Consider the following 15,105-nt stretch of genomic DNA (forward strand, 5'->3'; position numbering starts at 1 on the left):
GCGCGATGAACGAGGGCGTGGACGAGCCGGGCTGGGATGTCGAGCCGGGGGACGAGATCGAGCCGGTGGTGCAGGCGGTGGCGCGTCTGCTCAAGGTGTGCCGGGAGGCCGCCGAGCTGACCGTGGCCGAACTGGCCGAGGCCCTCGGGTACAGCGAGGACCTGATCCGCAAGATCGAGCGTGGGGCGCGGATTCCCCGGCCGGAACTACTGGACAGGGCGGACCAGATCCTGAGGGCGCAGGGACATCTGCGGGCGTTCATGGAGGACATGAGGAGGGCGCGGTATCCGAAGAAGGTGCGCGACCTGGCGGACTTGGAGGGGCGGGCCGTGGAGATGCTGCTCTACGGCAGTCACAACCTCCACGGTCTGTTGCAGACGCCGGAGTACGCGCGATCGCTGTTCGAGATGAGGCAGCCCGCGCTCACCGAAGACCTCGTGGAGCGGGCGTTGGCCGCGCGCATGGCACGGAAGGTGGTCTTCGAGCGTGAGTCGGCTCCGACACTGAGTTTCGTCCAGGAGCAAGTCACACTCGAACGCCCCTACGGTGGGAAGATGGTGCTGCGTCGACAGCTCGAACACCTCTTGGAGGTGGCGCAGTTGCGCAACGTCACGTTTCAGGTGATGCCGACCGACCGGGAGGAACACGCCGGAGCCGGAGGCCTGATCGAGGTGCTGAAGTTCGCAGACGGCACAGCGATCGGACGTTCCAGTGGCGCGTTCAACCGCCGTCCGGTCGTGAGCCCCAAAGATCTCCGCATCCTTGAGTTGCGCTATGGCATGATCCGGGCGCAGGCCCTCACGCCGAGGGAGTCGCAGGCCTTCATCGAGCAAGCGCTGGGGAGACTATGAGCACCACGGAACTCCACTGGTTCAAGAGCAGCTACAGCAGCAGCAGCGAGCCCGACGACTGCGTCGAGATCGCCTCCACCCCCGCCACCATCCACGTCCGCGACTCCAAGAACGCCGACGGTCCCCGAATCGCCCTCGCGCCGGAGGCATGGTCGGAGTTCGTGCGGGGCCTCTGACGGCCTGGCCGCCAGGAACGCGTCAAGGTGCCGCTCGCCCAACCAACTTCACCAGGACGCTTGTTAACGTGGCGTCGGCATGTCAGTACGGTGGGCGGGGGTTGACGCATGTCGGGAAGCGGCCGCGAACAGCCTGTGGGAATGCGGCTCAACCAGTTGCAGATGGACCCGGGTGGCGGTGGGGCGGCCGGACCTCGCGCACTCGCCCGCTGACAAGCAGAGCGCGGCGAACGCCCTCCACAAGGACATCGGGCCGGACACGACGGACGCGGGACGCTGGGCGGACGACGAGACGAGCGCCGTGGTCAAGGCGTTCGACGCGAAGGACGGGAACGGCTGGCTCACCTCCGGCGCCGTGAGCAAGGCGCACAAGACCTGGGGCGAGCAGGTCCAGAACCTGGTGAGCCGGCTGGCGCAGGACGAGACGGCCCTCCGGACCGACAACACTCTGATGACCGGCACGGACGTCGGAGCGGGTGCCGGTGTGCGCAAGGTGTCGATCTTCGACGCGTACTCACCGCCAGCTGAGCACTGACCGACTTCACGGGGGAACCATGCCGACGTACCACGAGATCCTGACGACCGACCTGTCCACGCTCACCACGGCCGCCGAACGCTGGGACGGCATGGCGAAGGAGATGGGCAAGCAGGAGACCGCCTACCGGAAGGACGTTCACGGCATCACCTTGCGTCCGACCTGGGCGGGGGAAAGCCAACAGGCCGCCAACGCGCGCTTCGGCGTCCGGCTCACGGAGTATCAGAGCGCCCAGACCGAGGCCAAGGCCATCGCCTCGCTCCTCCGTGACGCGCACACCCAGTTCGTGGACCTGCGCAAGAAGCTGGAGTCGGCCCGGGACGACGCGGTCGCCAAGGGCATGAAGGTGTCGGACCAGGGCGTGGTCTCCTTCGACACCGAGAAGCTGAGCCAGGGTGCGCGGATGGCCTACGTGCATGATCGTGAATATCAGGACAGCATCGGCAAGGACGTCGCTTCCTGGCAGGCCCGCATAGACCAGTGCGTGAAGGACGTGGACGACGCCGACAAGGGCGTCGAGGTCGCCTTCACCGCCGTCGTGAAGGGCCCAGACATGGGCGACAGCACGGTTCCCGGCTTCAACGGCAAGGCCCAGGGCGACATCGAGAAGTACGAGGCCCGGGAAGCGGACGACATCGCCCGGCGGGTCGCCAAGGGCGAGAAGGTCTCCGCCGCCGACCTCGCCGAACTGCGGCGCGCTTTCCGGGACAACAAGGGCGACAAGGCGTTCGACCGGACGTTCCTGAACGGACTGGGGCCGGACGGCACACTCAGGTTCACGAACAGGCTCGATGACCTGGCGTACTTCGACGACACCAAGAACAAGAGCACGTACCTCGAGATCAATGGTGGCCTTGCGGACTCCCTGGCGGTCGCCACGAGGGTGCCGGATTTCAAGGACTCCGACGGCAGACATCTGCGCTTCGGGAGCGACGCGTACAACCAGGCGTTCCAGGCATGGACGAAGACCGACGACGCCCGGTTCTATAACAAGTGGCGCGCGGAACTTCGTCAGCACGGCGGGGACGAATACGACCTCGAAGCGGCCGGGAACAAGATAGCCGTCGGATACGGGCACGGTCAGAAGATCCGCGGCTACCAGAGCCTCGCCACGCTCATGCAGCAGGGACACGGCTACTCGCCCCAGTTCGTCGCCGACGTGACCGACGACATGATCACCATGGAGAAGAAGGACCCGGATGCCTGGGATCTCTACGGCAGGTTCGGCGAGAAGGACGGCGACGGCTGGTTCGCGAACGACCCCGTCGATGGCGCGCTCGAAGTCATGTCACGCGACCCGGAAGGCGCGGCCGGCTATCTCGACCCCGGCACGTCCGCTGGAAAGGAGCGCTCCGACTACCTCCTCGGCCACGGGCACGGCAGCCGGGACTGGAACGTCGTCAACACCACGCACGAGGGCGCCAAGACCGAGTACGTCGGCCCCGATGTGCAGGACGCCGACGACCGCAAGGGTCTGGGCGACGCTCTGACGGCGGCGGCCACGGGGGTTGACCCGAACGGCCCCCGTCCCATGAGCCCGACTGCACACACCGACGCGAACAACCGGGTGTTCACCCATGCGCTGGGAATCCTCTCTGGGCAGGGCGATGACATGCCGGCATCCCTGCGCGACGACATGGCGAAGATCATGGTCAATCACGGCCATGAGACATACGTGGCGATGAGCGACCCCAGCGGCAATCGGCACCCGGCCGACGGGCCGAACCTGGACCGTGACCAGGTCTTGCAGATGACGGAGCAGATATCGCGGAGCCGGGACTCCTACAACCTGCTTCACGAGGGCATGAACTACGCCATCACGGACGACATCCATGACTCCTCGCGTCGCCCCGAGGACACCCTCCACTCGGCCGGCACCGCGATCGGCTTCATGGAAGAGGGCCGATACCTGGCACTCAAGAGTGATCAGCACGACTACACCTGGGACAAGGCGTGGAGCTATCACGTTTCCGGGGCATTGCTGAACTTCATCCCGGTATACGGGGACATGGCCCAGCGTGGTGCCGACGTGATCACCAGCGCGTGGATCATGGATGAACAACGGGACCAGGCTGCCAAGTTGACCAGTGACAGCCAGGCCACGTTCTCCCTGCGTCAGAAGCAGCTCAACGCCATCGCGGACCAGTGGTACGCGGCCAACTCGAAGTGGGCCGACAGTCATGCCGGCTACTCTCACATTCAGGGCATATACGACCAGATCGACGGGGCGGCCAACAACGGCAATTCACTTGCGCGTGGCCGGGCGGGAGCACAGTGACGATGAGACCGGCTCGCGGAGTGGCGTTTCTGCTGTGTACCGGCGTCATCGCCGCAGCGGCGGGCTGCGGCAGCGATCACGCCGCCGTCCCCGCGGAATTCTGCAAGGTCCCGGTGTCGAAGGCGGCCTTGTCGCCGCTCGTCCCGCAAGGCGGATCGGTGAAGCAGACGTACACGGCCTGGGATGGCCGGCCAGGTGCGGTTTGCGCATTGGGGGTCGATGGCCACAAGGTGCTGTACGTCGCTACCGTCCGCTGGGACCGGGCTCCGGATCCTGTGGATTGGAAGGCCGTGGCCTCACGCTTCAAGTACGCCGCCGGGCGGGACGTGTCATTTCCGGGCCATGCGGTGATCGGAAGCAATGGCGCTGTGGTTCAGGCGACATGTGCATCTCGGGCCGGATACGTATCCTTCGATGTCGATTTCTCCGGTGCCCGTGTCGAGAACAGTCCCGGGGGCTACAGAAAGCTGCAGCGCTTCCTGAACGACTTCGTCCCCAGGGAGACCAAAGAGTTCGACTGCACTCACTGACCATGCCCGTCAGCGCGCGGTGGAGCACCCTGCGCGTGGGCGGCATCCGGAACAGCTCGGGCGCCCTCGCCGAAGGCTGGGACGGGTCGACACTCCCAGAAGGTGCTTGATGTCCCACGAGCGGGAAGAAGGAAGCCGCCTCCTCGCGGAGGCACGGTCCTGCGGGACCGACTGGGACTCGGTGGCTGGCGTCCTCTGAACAGCGCGCTCGCGCCGGCGGTCACTGGTGTCCTCCTCGGCGCGGGCGTCGTCGCCCGGCAGAGCGGCGCCTGGTCCTTCTCCGGACCTTCCTGCCACCCGAGCCAGCAGCTGCAGCAGCGGCGAGCGCGACGACTGCGTCGGGATCGCCCCACCCCCACCCCCACCCCCATCCACGTCCGCGACTCCAAGGACACCGACGGCCCCCGGCTCACCGTCACCCCCACCACTTGGACCACCCTCGTCGTGTACGCACGCCGAGAACCGGCCATGTCTACCCGACTCGGCCCGGACGCGCATGGGTTCAGGTACTCAGCCGCCGTAGTCCCCGCAACGGATCGGGCGGCAGTGACGTCCTGTTAACTTAAGAGGATCGTAAGGAATTCATACCCCGCGCGCAGGAACGCCGGTGTGAGTCGGCCGGAATGCGGGCGACGGGGGCACGGGGGAGGACGACGGGCATGTCCTGGGACGAATGGGAACAGCTGAAGGCCGATGCGGCCTCGCGTTCCGGTTCCGCTCGAATGCGGTTGAACCAGCTGCCGGACGCCGGTAGCGGCGGTTCCTCCGGTGGCGGCCCGGACCCCCTGAAGTCGGACCGGAAGGTGTGGTCGACCGCGGGCGGCGACGTCACGGGCCTGCGGACCGATGTGAGCACGGCGCTGGGGAAGCTGGACCAGGGGCAGTCGGGGCTGGGGGACGGCGCCGGGTGCGAGTCGGCCGCGGCGCAGAAGGAGCTCTTCGATTCCTGGAAGAAGTACGTCGGTGACGTGAGCGGCCGCTGCGGGAAGCTGGGCGGTCTGCTGGAGCGCGCGGGGCGCGATCTGTCGATGACCGACGGAGACGTCCGGGACGGGCTGAACAAGATCAAGACGGAGTACCAGGACACCGAGGCCGTCGGCGGCCAGGCGAAGGGCAAGTGAGCAGGTCATGGATCTTGCCGCGTTGAAGGCCATCAAGCCGTCCGAGTACCAGGAAGCCGCGGACGGCTACCGCGCCACGAGCGAGATGGCCGGCAAGGCCAGGGAAGCGATCGACAACCGGATCTCGGCGGGGATCCGCAACCAGCTCTCCGGGGAGACCGCGAAGGCCGCCCTGCGCGAGCTGAAGGAGTTGTCCAAGGACTTCCACTACGCCGAGACCGAGTGCGCGCTGGCCGGCACCGCGCTGAACGGCTTCGCCTTCGACATGGCCGCGGCCAAGCGGAAGCTGGAGGCGGCGATGGAGGACGCGAAGGCGGCCGGCTGCACGGTCGGCGCGGACGGATCGGTGACCTTCCCGGCCGGGGGCAAGGAGGTCGACGGCAAGGTGCCGGAGGGCGGCACGGTGCGGGTGAGCACCAGCCCGACGGACCCGACGGCGGCCGCTCTGGAGCGGCAGGCCGCCAACATCCACCCCAATCCGAACTTCGGCAAGGCCATCGGCTTCGCCGACCGCATCGGCGACGCCCTGAAGGAAGCCACGGACGCGGATGCCAAGTGGGCCCCGAAGCTGCGCGCCCTGAAGGCCGACGACGACCTGGTGGTCTCCGACAAGGACTGGACCGACGTCAAGTCGGACACGGACGGCGTGCGCGACGCGGGCAAGGGCTACCTCGACTCCTTGCCCCAGCCTCCCCGGCACGGCAGCCCGAAGGACAACGCCGCCTGGTGGAAGGGCCTCACCGACGAGCAGCGGTCGGACTACCTCTCCGTGCACCCCGACGCGGTCGGCGCGCTCGACGGGCTCCCCGCCACGGTGCGGGACCAGGCCAACCGAGTGGTGCTCGACGAGGCCCACGCGAAGGCCCAACTGGATTACGGCGACTGGCTGAAGAAGCATCCGGAGCCCGAGCGGTTCCAGCCCTACATCGACCCGTACACCGGGGCCATGCCGAAGGGCCTCAACGTCGAGAGCCAGGCGTGGAAGGACTGGGACGAGGCACGGAAGAACGCGCGCAAGTCCCTCGACGGCATGGACGCGATCCAGACGCGCTTCGACGCGACGGGTCAGAACGGGCTGCCCGAGGCGTACCTCCTGGGATTCAGCACGGACGGGGACGGCCGGGCGATCATCGCCAACGGCAACCCGGACACCGCGGACCACCAGGCGGTCTATGTGCCGGGCACGACGTCGGAGCTGGGAAACATCGGCGGGAACATCGACCGGATGGTCAAGGTCTGGCACGCGGCCAACGACGAGGCCGACGGGAAGTCCGTCTCCACGATCACCTGGCTCGGCTACGACGCGCCGGACAGCGTCTGGAAGGACGCGCCGTTCGAGCACTACGCGTACGACGGGGCCCCGGCGTTCAACAACTTCCTGGACGGGCTCGACGCCACCCACACCGGCGATACGCATCCGCACCGTACGGTCATCGCGCACTCGTACGGAACGACACTCGTCGGCGCCGCGGCCCAGACGGGCCATGTCAGCGCCGATGATCTCGTCTTCGCCGGCAGCCCCGGGGTCAAGGTCTCCGGTGCCGACGAGCTGGACGTCCCCAAGGGACACGTGTGGAACGAGGAGGCCGACGGTGACGTGGTCCCGGACATCGGTCGATGGGGCCACGGCGGGGACCGCTTCATCATCCCCAGCGACCCGGAATTCGGCGCCAACCAGATGACCACGGACACCGAAGGCCACAGCGGCTACTGGGACGAGACGCCTCACGGGCCCACGCAGAGCCTGGAGAACCAGGCCCTGGTCGTCGTCGGGAAGGGCGATGATGTGGCACTGAAGCCGCCGCCCGACCCGTGGGCGCATGTCAAGTAGCTGCGACGACGTAAGGCTCACCGACGTGAAGACCAGACTGGGCGCCTGTGCGCTCGCCCTGCCTCTTGTACTGACCACCATCACTGGATGCGGCATGACTGAGAAAGACTCCGACACGACCCCGTCCGCCGGCACGAGCACCACGCGTGACGCCTCCGACGCGATGGAAAGGCTGTCCAGCGGCATTTACGATCTCATCGGTGTCAGGGGGAAGACGTCCGGCAGCCGTCCGTTCGTCGCGGAATGCACGGGAAAGGACACGAAGACCCACTTCCGGATCTTCCACTGGTGGAGTTTCTATCCGGCGTCGGCGGAAGACCTCGACGTGGCGATGGAGCGGCTCAAGACCGAGCTGCCCAAGCACGGATGGAAGATCGTCACGTACGGGCCGGACACCAGCAAGAACAGGAACATCAACCTGACCGCCGACAACGATCAGCACAAGGCCGGCGTCAACATCGTCCAGCGGGCCAAGAACGACCCGCCGAAGCTGAGCCTGCATGTCGTGTCCGGGTGCTACAGGGTCCCGGACGGCCAGGAGGTCGAACGCTTCTGAGTGGCCCGCCCGCGGCGTCCGCCCGGCCGGAACCGCCCCGCGTTTGACCTAGGTCACTCCGGGGGTAATCTCTACGGCTCGATTGGCGGAGCCCCCCGCCCGTATGGCAGACTGTCGGAGTTGCTCGGTCGAGTGTTGATGCTGCGCGCCTCCCGCCGGGAGGACCGGAAGCGAGTCCCACAGTACTCGTCGTCCTAACTGCCCCACGGGCAGCACTGGGGCGGACGTACGGGAATCTTCCGGGAAGTGTGAGCGCGACACCGGCCAGGCGCCCGGTGGGCCCGAGGTCCCCGGTCCGCGGTTTCCGGAAGGGCCGTGTGCATTCCCCGCAGGGATGTTCGAACAAGGGACATTCATGTCAGCGGGAGCGCGACACGCCCGACCGCGTGGGTCGGAGGCATTGGGTACCGGAAACCACCGGGTCCCAGAGCGTAAGAAGAGACAGGACTACTGAGTAGCCATGGCGGGACAGAAGATCCGCATCCGGCTCAAGGCCTACGACCACGAGGTCATCGACTCCTCGGCGAAGAAGATCGTCGAGACGGTGACCCGCACTGGTGCGTCGGTCGCGGGCCCGGTGCCGCTGCCCACTGAGAAGAACGTGTACTGCGTCATCAAGTCGCCGCACAAGTACAAGGACTCGCGCGAGCACTTCGAGATGCGCACGCACAAGCGCCTGATCGACATTCTCGACCCGACCCCCAAGACCGTTGACTCTCTGATGCGACTCGACCTCCCGGCCGGTGTCGACATCGAGATCAAGCTCTGAGGCTGGTGGGCTGAGAATGGCTAAGCAGATCAAGGGCATCCTGGGCGAGAAGCTCGGCATGACGCAGGTGTGGGACGAGAACAACCGTGTCGTCCCGGTCACCGTCGTCAAGGCCGGCCCCAACGTCGTGACCCAGGTTCGTACGAACGACGTCGACGGCTACGAGTCGGTCCAGATCGCCTTCGGCGAGATCGACCCGCGCAAGGTGAACAAGCCCCTCAAGGGCCACTTCGCCAAGGCCGACGTCACCCCCCGTCGTCACCTCGTCGAGATCCGCACCGCGGACGCCTCCGAGTACACGCTGGGCCAGGAGATCACCGCGCAGGTGTTCGAGGCCGGCGTGAAGGTCGACGTGACCGGCAAGAGCAAGGGCAAGGGCTTCGCCGGTGTCATGAAGCGTCACAACTTCAAGGGCCTCGGCGCCGGTCACGGCACCCAGCGCAAGCACCGCTCGCCCGGTTCCATCGGTGGCTGCGCCACCCCGGGCCGCGTGTTCAAGGGCCTCCGCATGGCGGGTCGCATGGGCAACGAGCGGGTCACCACCCAGAACCTGACCGTCCACGCCGTTGACGCGGAGAAGGGTCTGCTGCTCATCAAGGGCGCGGTTCCCGGTCCGAACGGCGGCCTCGTCCTGGTCCGCACCGCGGCCAAGGGGGCCTGAGGTAACCGATGAGCACTGTTGACATCCTTTCGCCGGCGGGCGAGAAGGCCGGTTCCGTCGAGCTCCCCGCGGAGATCTTCGACGCCAAGGTCAGCGTTCCGCTGATCCACCAGGTCGTCGTCGCGCAGCTGGCCGCGGCCCGTCAGGGCACGCACAAGACCAAGACGCGTGGCGAGGTCCGCGGTGGTGGCAAGAAGCCGTACCGCCAGAAGGGCACCGGTCGCGCCCGCCAGGGTTCGACCCGCGCGCCGCAGTTCGCCGGTGGTGGCGTCGTGCACGGTCCCGTGCCGCGTGACTACTCGCAGCGCACCCCGAAGAAGATGAAGGCCGCCGCCCTGCGCGGTGCCCTCACCGACCGGGCGCGTCACAACCGCATCCACGTCGTCTCCGGCGTGGTCGAGGGCCAGGTCTCCACCAAGGCCGCGAAGAGCCTGTTCGGCAAGATCTCGGAGCGCAAGAACCTGCTCCTGGTCGCCGACCGCTCCGACGAGGCCGCGTGGCTGTCCGCCCGCAACCTGCCCCAGGTCCACATCCTGGAGCCGGGCCAGCTGAACACGTACGACGTTCTCGTCTCGGACGACGTGGTCTTCACCCAGGCCGCTTTCGAGTCCTTCGTGTCCGGCGCGCCTGCGTCGTCGGCTGCTGACACCGAAGGGAGCGAGGTCTGATGGCTATCCGTCACCCCGCTATTGCCTCGAAGGCCGCCAAGGCCGCCAAGGCCGCGCGCGTCGCCAAGGCGCGTCGCCACGCCGCCGAGGGCAAGAACACCGTCGAGACGCCGCTGAGCAAGTCGTACACGGACCCCCGTGACGTCCTGCTGAAGCCGGTCGTCTCCGAGAAGAGCTACGCGCTCCTCGACGAGAACAAGTACACGTTCATCGTCGACCCGAACGCCAACAAGACCCAGATCAAGCAGGCCGTCCAGGCGGTCTTCGACGTCAAGGTCACCGGGGTCAACACGATCAACCGCCAGGGCAAGCGCAAGCGCACGAAGACCGGCTTCGGTCAGCGTGCCGGCAGCAAGCGCGCGATCGTGACCCTCGCCGAGGGCGACCGTATCGACATCTTCGGCGGTCCGACCGCCTAAGGGCGGTCCGGATCGTCCGATATCGGACGAGGACTGAGAAATGGGAATCCGCAAGTACAAGCCGACTACGCCGGGCCGTCGTGGCGCCAGCGTCGCCGACTTCGTCGAGGTCACGCGGTCCACGCCGGAGAAGTCGCTGGTCCGTCCCCTGCACAGCAAGGGCGGCCGTAACAACGCCGGTCGTGTGACCGTTCGCCACCAGGGTGGCGGACACAAGCGCGCCTACCGTCTGATCGACTTCCGTCGTCACGACAAGGACGGCGTGCCGGCGAAGGTCGCGCACATCGAGTACGACCCCAACCGCACCGCGCGCATCGCGCTGCTGCACTACGCCGACGGCGAGAAGCGCTACATCCTCGCCCCGCGCAACCTGCAGCAGGGCGACACCGTGGAGAACGGTCCCGGGGCCGACATCAAGCCGGGCAACAACCTGGCCCTCCGCAACATCCCGGTCGGTACCACGATCCACGCGATCGAGCTCCGTCCCGGTGGCGGTGCCAAGTTCGCCCGTTCCGCCGGTGCCTCCGTGCAGCTGCTCGCGAAGGAGGGCTCCATGGCCCACCTGCGCATGCCGTCCGGCGAGATCCGCCTGGTCGACGTCCGCTGCCGCGCCACCGTCGGCGAGGTCGGCAACGCCGAGCAGAGCAACATCAACTGGGGTAAGGCCGGCCGTAAGCGGTGGCTGGGCGTTCGCCCGACCGTCCGTGGTGTGGTCATGAACCCGGTTGACCACCCGCACGGTGGTGGTGAGGGCCGGACCTCCGGTGGTCGCCACCCTGTGTCCCCGTGGGGCAAGAAGGAAGGCCGTACTCGTTCGCCCAAGAAGGCGTCGAACAAGTACATCGTCCGCCGCCGCAAGACGAACAAGAAGCGCTAAGGACGGGTTGAGATGCCTCGTAGCTTGAAGAAGGGGCCCTTCGTCGACGACCACCTGATGAAGAAGGTGGACACGCAGAACGAAGCCGGCACCAAGAACGTCATCAAGACCTGGTCCCGTCGCTCGATGATCGTCCCGGCCATGCTCGGTCACACGATCGCGGTGCACAACGGCAAGACCCACATCCCGGTGTTCGTCACCGAGTCGATGGTCGGCCACAAGCTCGGCGAGTTCTCGCCGACCCGCACCTTCCGGGGCCACGTCAAGGAAGACCGGAAGTCGAAGCGCCGCTAACAGCGGATCGCATTCAGACACGTAAGTAACTCTGAAGGGACAACCATGGAAGCCAGGGCCCAGGCGCGGTACATCCGCGTCACGCCCATGAAGGCCCGCCGTGTGGTGGACCTCATCCGTGGCATGGACGCCACGGAGGCCCAGGCTGTTCTGCGATTCGCTCCGCAGGCAGCCTCGGTTCCGGTGGGCAAGGTGCTCGACAGCGCCATTGCCAACGCCGCGCACAACTACGACCACACCGACGCCGACAGCCTCTACATCTCCGAGGCGTACGTCGACGAGGGCCCGACCCTGAAGCGGTTCCGGCCGCGCGCCCAGGGCCGTGCCTACCGGATCCGCAAGCGGACCAGCCACATCACCGTGGTCGTCAGCAGCAAGGAAGGAACCCGGTAATGGGCCAGAAGGTTAACCCGCATGGGTTCCGGCTCGGTGTCACGACCGACTTCAAGTCGCGTTGGTACGCCGACAAGCTGTACAAGGACTACGTCAAGGAAGACGTCGCCATCCGTCGGATGATGACGTCCGGCATGGAGCGCGCCGGCATCTCGAAGGTGGAGATCGAGCGCACCCGTGACCGCGTCCGCGTGGACATCCACACCGCTCGTCCGGGCATCGTCATCGGCCGCCGCGGCGCCGAGGCCGACCGCATCCGCGGTGACCTGGAGAAGCTGACCGGCAAGCAGGTCCAGCTCAACATCCTTGAGGTCAAGAACCCGGAGACGGACGCTCAGCTGGTGGCCCAGGCCGTCGCCGAGCAGCTCTCCTCCCGCGTCTCCTTCCGCCGTGCCATGCGCAAGAGCATGCAGTCGGCGATGAAGGCCGGCGCCAAGGGCATCAAGATCCAGTGCGGTGGCCGCCTCGGTGGCGCCGAGATGTCCCGCTCGGAGTTCTACCGCGAGGGCCGTGTGCCCCTGCACACGCTCCGCGCGAACGTGGACTACGGCTTCTTCGAGGCCAAGACGACCTTCGGCCGCATCGGTGTGAAGGTCTGGATCTACAAGGGCGATGTCAAGAACATCGCCGAGGTCCGCGCCGAGAACGCTGCGGCCCGTGCGGGTAACCGCCCGGCCCGTGGTGGTGCCGACCGCCCGGCCCGTGGTGGCCGCGGTGGCGAGCGGCGCGGTCGTAAGCCGCAGCAGGCTGCCGGCGCCGAGGCCCCCAAGGCCGAGGCTCCCGCCGCCGCCGCTCCGGCCGAGAGCACCGGAACGGAGGCCTGACCGAAATGCTGATCCCCCGTAGGGTCAAGCACCGCAAGCAGCACCACCCGAAGCGCGACGGTATGTCCAAGGGTGGCACGCAGGTTGCGTTCGGCGAGTACGGCATCCAGGCGCTGACCCCGGCCTACGTCACGAACCGCCAGATCGAGGCGGCTCGTATCGCGATGACCCGTCACATCAAGCGTGGCGGCAAGGTCTGGATCAACATCTACCCGGACCGTCCGCTCACCAAGAAGCCCGCCGAGACCCGCATGGGTTCCGGTAAGGGTTCTCCCGAGTGGTGGATCGCCAACGTCAAGCCCGGACGCGTCATGTTCGAGCTGTCGTACCCCAACGAGAAGATCGCCCGTGAGGCGCTGACTCGTGCGGCCCACAAGCTGCCGATGAAGTGCCGGATCGTCAAGCGCGAGGCAGGTGAAGCGTGATGTCGGCCGGTACCAAGGCGTCCGAGCTGCGCGAGCTGGGCAACGAGGAGCTTCTGGCGAAGCTCCGCGAGGCCAAGGAAGAGCTGTTCAACCTCCGCTTCCAGGCGGCGACGGGTCAGCTCGAGAACCACGGCCGTCTGAAGGCGGTCCGCAAGGACATCGCGCGGATCTACACCCTGATGCGCGAGCGTGAGCTGGGCATCGAAACGGTGGAGAACGCCTGATGAGCGAGAAGAACGTGACTGAGAACGCAGAGGCCCGCGGCTTCCGCAAGACCCGTGAGGGTCTCGTCGTCAGCGACAAGATGGACAAGACCGTCGTCGTCGCTGTCGAGGACCGCGTGAAGCACGCGCTGTACGGCAAGGTCATCCGCCGTACGAACAAGCTCAAGGCGCACGACGAGCAGAACGCCGCGGGTGTCGGCGACCGTGTCCTCCTCATGGAGACCCGGCCGCTGTCCGCGACGAAGCGCTGGCGCGTCGTCGAGATCCTTGAGAAGGCCAAGTAGCAGGTAATTCCCGCAGGGGAATTCCCATAAGCACGCCTGCGGGGCAGCTGCCTCGCAGGACAGTTCCGCCAGGCTCGGCAGGGGTTCCGTGACGGAGTCCCTGCCGGGAACCGGCAGACAAACAGGAGATAGACGTGATCCAGCAGGAGTCGCGACTGCGTGTCGCCGACAACACTGGTGCGAAGGAGATCCTTTGCATCCGTGTGCTCGGTGGCTCCGGTCGCCGCTACGCGGGCATCGGTGACGTCATCGTCGCCACCGTCAAGGACGCGATCCCCGGTGGCAACGTGAAGAAGGGTGACGTCGTCAAGGCGGTCATCGTTCGCACCGTCAAGGAGCGCCGCCGTCCGGACGGCTCGTACATCCGCTTCGACGAGAACGCCGCCGTCATTCTGAAGAACGACGGCGACCCTCGCGGCACCCGCATCTTCGGCCCGGTCGGCCGTGAGCTGCGCGAGAAGAAGTTCATGAAGATCATCTCGCTCGCGCCGGAGGTGCTGTAAGCATGAAGATCAAGAAGGGCGACCTGGTCCAGGTCATCACCGGCAAGGACAAGGGCAAGCAGGGCAAGGTCATTGCCGCTTACCCGCGCGAGGAGCGTGTCCTGGTCGAGGGTGTCAACCGGGTCAAGAAGCACACGAAGGCCGGTCCGACCGCCAGCGGTTCGCAGGCCGGCGGCATCGTGACCACCGAGGCGCCGGTCCACGTCTCCAACGTCCAGCTGGTCGTGGAGAAGGACGGTCAGAAGGTCGTCACGCGTGTCGGTTACCGCTTCGACGAAGACGGCAACAAGATCCGCGTTGCCAAGCGGACGGGTGAGGACATCTGATGGCTACCACCACCACTCCGCGTCTGAAGACGAAGTACCGCGACGAGATCGCGGGCAAGCTGCGTGACGAGTTCAAGTACGAGAACGTCATGCAGATTCCCGGCCTCGTCAAGATCGTGGTCAACATGGGTGTCGGCGACGCCGCCCGTGACTCGAAGCTGATCGAGGGCGCGATCCGCGACCTGACCACCATCACCGGTCAGAAGCCGGCCGTCACCAAGGCCCGCAAGTCCATCGCGCAGTTCAAGCTGCGTGAGGGCCAGCCGATCGGTGCCCACGTCACGCTCCGTGGCGACCGCATGTGGGAGTTCCTGGACCGCACCCTGTCGCTCGCGCTCCCGCGCATCCGCGACTTCCGCGGCCTGTCCCCCAAGCAGTTCGACGGCCGTGGCAACTACACCTTCGGTCTCACGGAGCAGGTCATGTTCCACGAGATCGACCAGGACAAGATCGACCGCGTCCGGGGTATGGACATCACCGTGGTCACCACGGCGACCAACGACGAAGAGGGCCGTGCCCTTCTCCGTCACCTCGGCTTCCCGTTCAAGGAGGCGTGAGCG

The 15,105-nt window shown here is 66.7% G+C and carries 23 protein-coding genes; all 23 read left to right on the forward strand.

The genetic code is table 11. The features are described 5' to 3' along the window. Positions 1–5: 5 nt before the first annotated feature. The 23 genes from ACWDD7_RS09245 to rplE all read left to right on the forward strand — a co-directional run bounded on the left by ACWDD7_RS09245 (position 6) and on the right by rplE (position 15,102). Positions 6–851 (forward strand): helix-turn-helix domain-containing protein, encoded by an 846-nt coding sequence (locus ACWDD7_RS09245; protein ID WP_285561832.1) that lies wholly within the window; start codon positions 6–8, stop codon positions 849–851. Further along, a complete protein-coding gene (locus ACWDD7_RS09250) occupies positions 848–1,027 on the forward strand; it encodes a DUF397 domain-containing protein (RefSeq protein WP_285561831.1) in 180 nt (59 codons plus the stop codon). Before ACWDD7_RS09245 ends, ACWDD7_RS09250 begins: the two co-directional genes overlap by 4 nt. 178 nt (positions 1,028–1,205) lie before the next feature. Continuing rightward, positions 1,206–1,562, forward strand: coding sequence for a hypothetical protein (locus tag ACWDD7_RS09255; protein WP_450456919.1), 357 nt, complete (start codon positions 1,206–1,208; stop codon positions 1,560–1,562). Between the two features lie 19 nt (positions 1,563–1,581). Then, a complete protein-coding gene (locus ACWDD7_RS09260) occupies positions 1,582–3,840 on the forward strand; it encodes a hypothetical protein (RefSeq protein WP_450456920.1) in 2,259 nt (752 codons plus the stop codon). A 20-nt stretch (positions 3,841–3,860) separates the two neighbouring features. Beyond that, positions 3,861–4,370 (forward strand): hypothetical protein, encoded by a 510-nt coding sequence (locus ACWDD7_RS09265; protein WP_450456921.1) that lies wholly within the window; start codon positions 3,861–3,863, stop codon positions 4,368–4,370. A 102-nt stretch (positions 4,371–4,472) separates the two neighbouring features. Further along, positions 4,473–4,931 carry a DUF397 domain-containing protein gene (locus tag ACWDD7_RS09270; protein ID WP_450456922.1) on the forward strand — a complete coding sequence of 153 codons (459 nt, stop codon included), beginning with the start codon at positions 4,473–4,475 and terminating at the stop codon, positions 4,929–4,931. Positions 4,932–5,029: 98 nt separating this feature from the next. Further along, positions 5,030–5,491: a hypothetical protein gene (locus tag ACWDD7_RS09275; RefSeq protein WP_450456923.1), complete on the forward strand. Its 462-nt coding sequence runs from the start codon at positions 5,030–5,032 to the stop codon at positions 5,489–5,491. A gap of 7 nt (positions 5,492–5,498) precedes the next feature. Next, on the forward strand, positions 5,499–7,322 hold the full coding sequence (locus ACWDD7_RS09280; RefSeq protein ID WP_285561829.1) for an alpha/beta hydrolase: 1,824 nt from the start codon (positions 5,499–5,501) through the stop codon (positions 7,320–7,322). A gap of 25 nt (positions 7,323–7,347) precedes the next feature. After that, positions 7,348–7,878, forward strand: a complete 531-nt coding sequence (locus ACWDD7_RS09285; RefSeq protein ID WP_450456924.1) for a hypothetical protein — start codon at positions 7,348–7,350, stop codon at positions 7,876–7,878. 460 nt (positions 7,879–8,338) lie between these two features. Beyond that, positions 8,339–8,647 carry a 30S ribosomal protein S10 gene (rpsJ, locus tag ACWDD7_RS09290; RefSeq protein WP_003948644.1) on the forward strand — a complete coding sequence of 103 codons (309 nt, stop codon included), beginning with the start codon at positions 8,339–8,341 and terminating at the stop codon, positions 8,645–8,647. Positions 8,648–8,663: 16 nt separating this feature from the next. Next, the gene (gene rplC / locus ACWDD7_RS09295; RefSeq protein ID WP_285561826.1) at positions 8,664–9,308 is read left to right on the forward strand and encodes a 50S ribosomal protein L3; all 645 of its coding nucleotides are present in this window, start codon (positions 8,664–8,666) and stop codon (positions 9,306–9,308) included. Between the two features lie 8 nt (positions 9,309–9,316). Continuing rightward, positions 9,317–9,976, forward strand: coding sequence for a 50S ribosomal protein L4 (gene rplD, locus ACWDD7_RS09300; protein ID WP_351871146.1), 660 nt, complete (start codon positions 9,317–9,319; stop codon positions 9,974–9,976). Further along, positions 9,976–10,395, forward strand: a complete 420-nt coding sequence (rplW, locus tag ACWDD7_RS09305) for a 50S ribosomal protein L23 (protein WP_070026316.1) — start codon at positions 9,976–9,978, stop codon at positions 10,393–10,395. The genes rplD and rplW overlap by 1 nt, the downstream gene beginning before the upstream one ends. Before the next feature lie 40 nt (positions 10,396–10,435). Continuing rightward, positions 10,436–11,272, forward strand: coding sequence for a 50S ribosomal protein L2 (gene rplB / locus ACWDD7_RS09310; protein WP_285561824.1), 837 nt, complete (start codon positions 10,436–10,438; stop codon positions 11,270–11,272). A gap of 12 nt (positions 11,273–11,284) precedes the next feature. Beyond that, positions 11,285–11,566, forward strand: a complete 282-nt coding sequence (gene rpsS / locus ACWDD7_RS09315) for a 30S ribosomal protein S19 (protein ID WP_030641188.1) — start codon at positions 11,285–11,287, stop codon at positions 11,564–11,566. Positions 11,567–11,611: 45 nt separating this feature from the next. Then, positions 11,612–11,959, forward strand: a complete 348-nt coding sequence (rplV, locus tag ACWDD7_RS09320; RefSeq protein ID WP_019329637.1) for a 50S ribosomal protein L22 — start codon at positions 11,612–11,614, stop codon at positions 11,957–11,959. Beyond that, entirely contained in the window at positions 11,959–12,783 is an 825-nt protein-coding gene (gene rpsC, locus ACWDD7_RS09325; RefSeq protein WP_010036723.1) for a 30S ribosomal protein S3, read from the forward strand. Before rplV ends, rpsC begins: the two co-directional genes overlap by 1 nt. Positions 12,784–12,788: 5 nt before the next feature. Beyond that, on the forward strand, positions 12,789–13,208 hold the full coding sequence (rplP, locus tag ACWDD7_RS09330; RefSeq protein WP_046418010.1) for a 50S ribosomal protein L16: 420 nt from the start codon (positions 12,789–12,791) through the stop codon (positions 13,206–13,208). Then, positions 13,208–13,432 carry a 50S ribosomal protein L29 gene (rpmC, locus tag ACWDD7_RS09335; protein WP_007494763.1) on the forward strand — a complete coding sequence of 75 codons (225 nt, stop codon included), beginning with the start codon at positions 13,208–13,210 and terminating at the stop codon, positions 13,430–13,432. Before rplP ends, rpmC begins: the two co-directional genes overlap by 1 nt. Further along, positions 13,432–13,716, forward strand: a complete 285-nt coding sequence (gene rpsQ / locus ACWDD7_RS09340) for a 30S ribosomal protein S17 (RefSeq protein WP_018543912.1) — start codon at positions 13,432–13,434, stop codon at positions 13,714–13,716. The genes rpmC and rpsQ overlap by 1 nt, the downstream gene beginning before the upstream one ends. Positions 13,717–13,850: 134 nt before the next feature. Then, positions 13,851–14,219, forward strand: coding sequence for a 50S ribosomal protein L14 (gene rplN / locus ACWDD7_RS09345; protein ID WP_003998823.1), 369 nt, complete (start codon positions 13,851–13,853; stop codon positions 14,217–14,219). Between the two features lie 2 nt (positions 14,220–14,221). After that, on the forward strand, positions 14,222–14,545 hold the full coding sequence (rplX, locus tag ACWDD7_RS09350; RefSeq protein WP_351871156.1) for a 50S ribosomal protein L24: 324 nt from the start codon (positions 14,222–14,224) through the stop codon (positions 14,543–14,545). Continuing rightward, positions 14,545–15,102, forward strand: a complete 558-nt coding sequence (rplE, locus tag ACWDD7_RS09355; RefSeq protein ID WP_351871159.1) for a 50S ribosomal protein L5 — start codon at positions 14,545–14,547, stop codon at positions 15,100–15,102. Before rplX ends, rplE begins: the two co-directional genes overlap by 1 nt. Positions 15,103–15,105 lie beyond the last annotated feature (3 nt).

Source organism: Streptomyces sp. NPDC001056, from assembly GCF_053598955.1.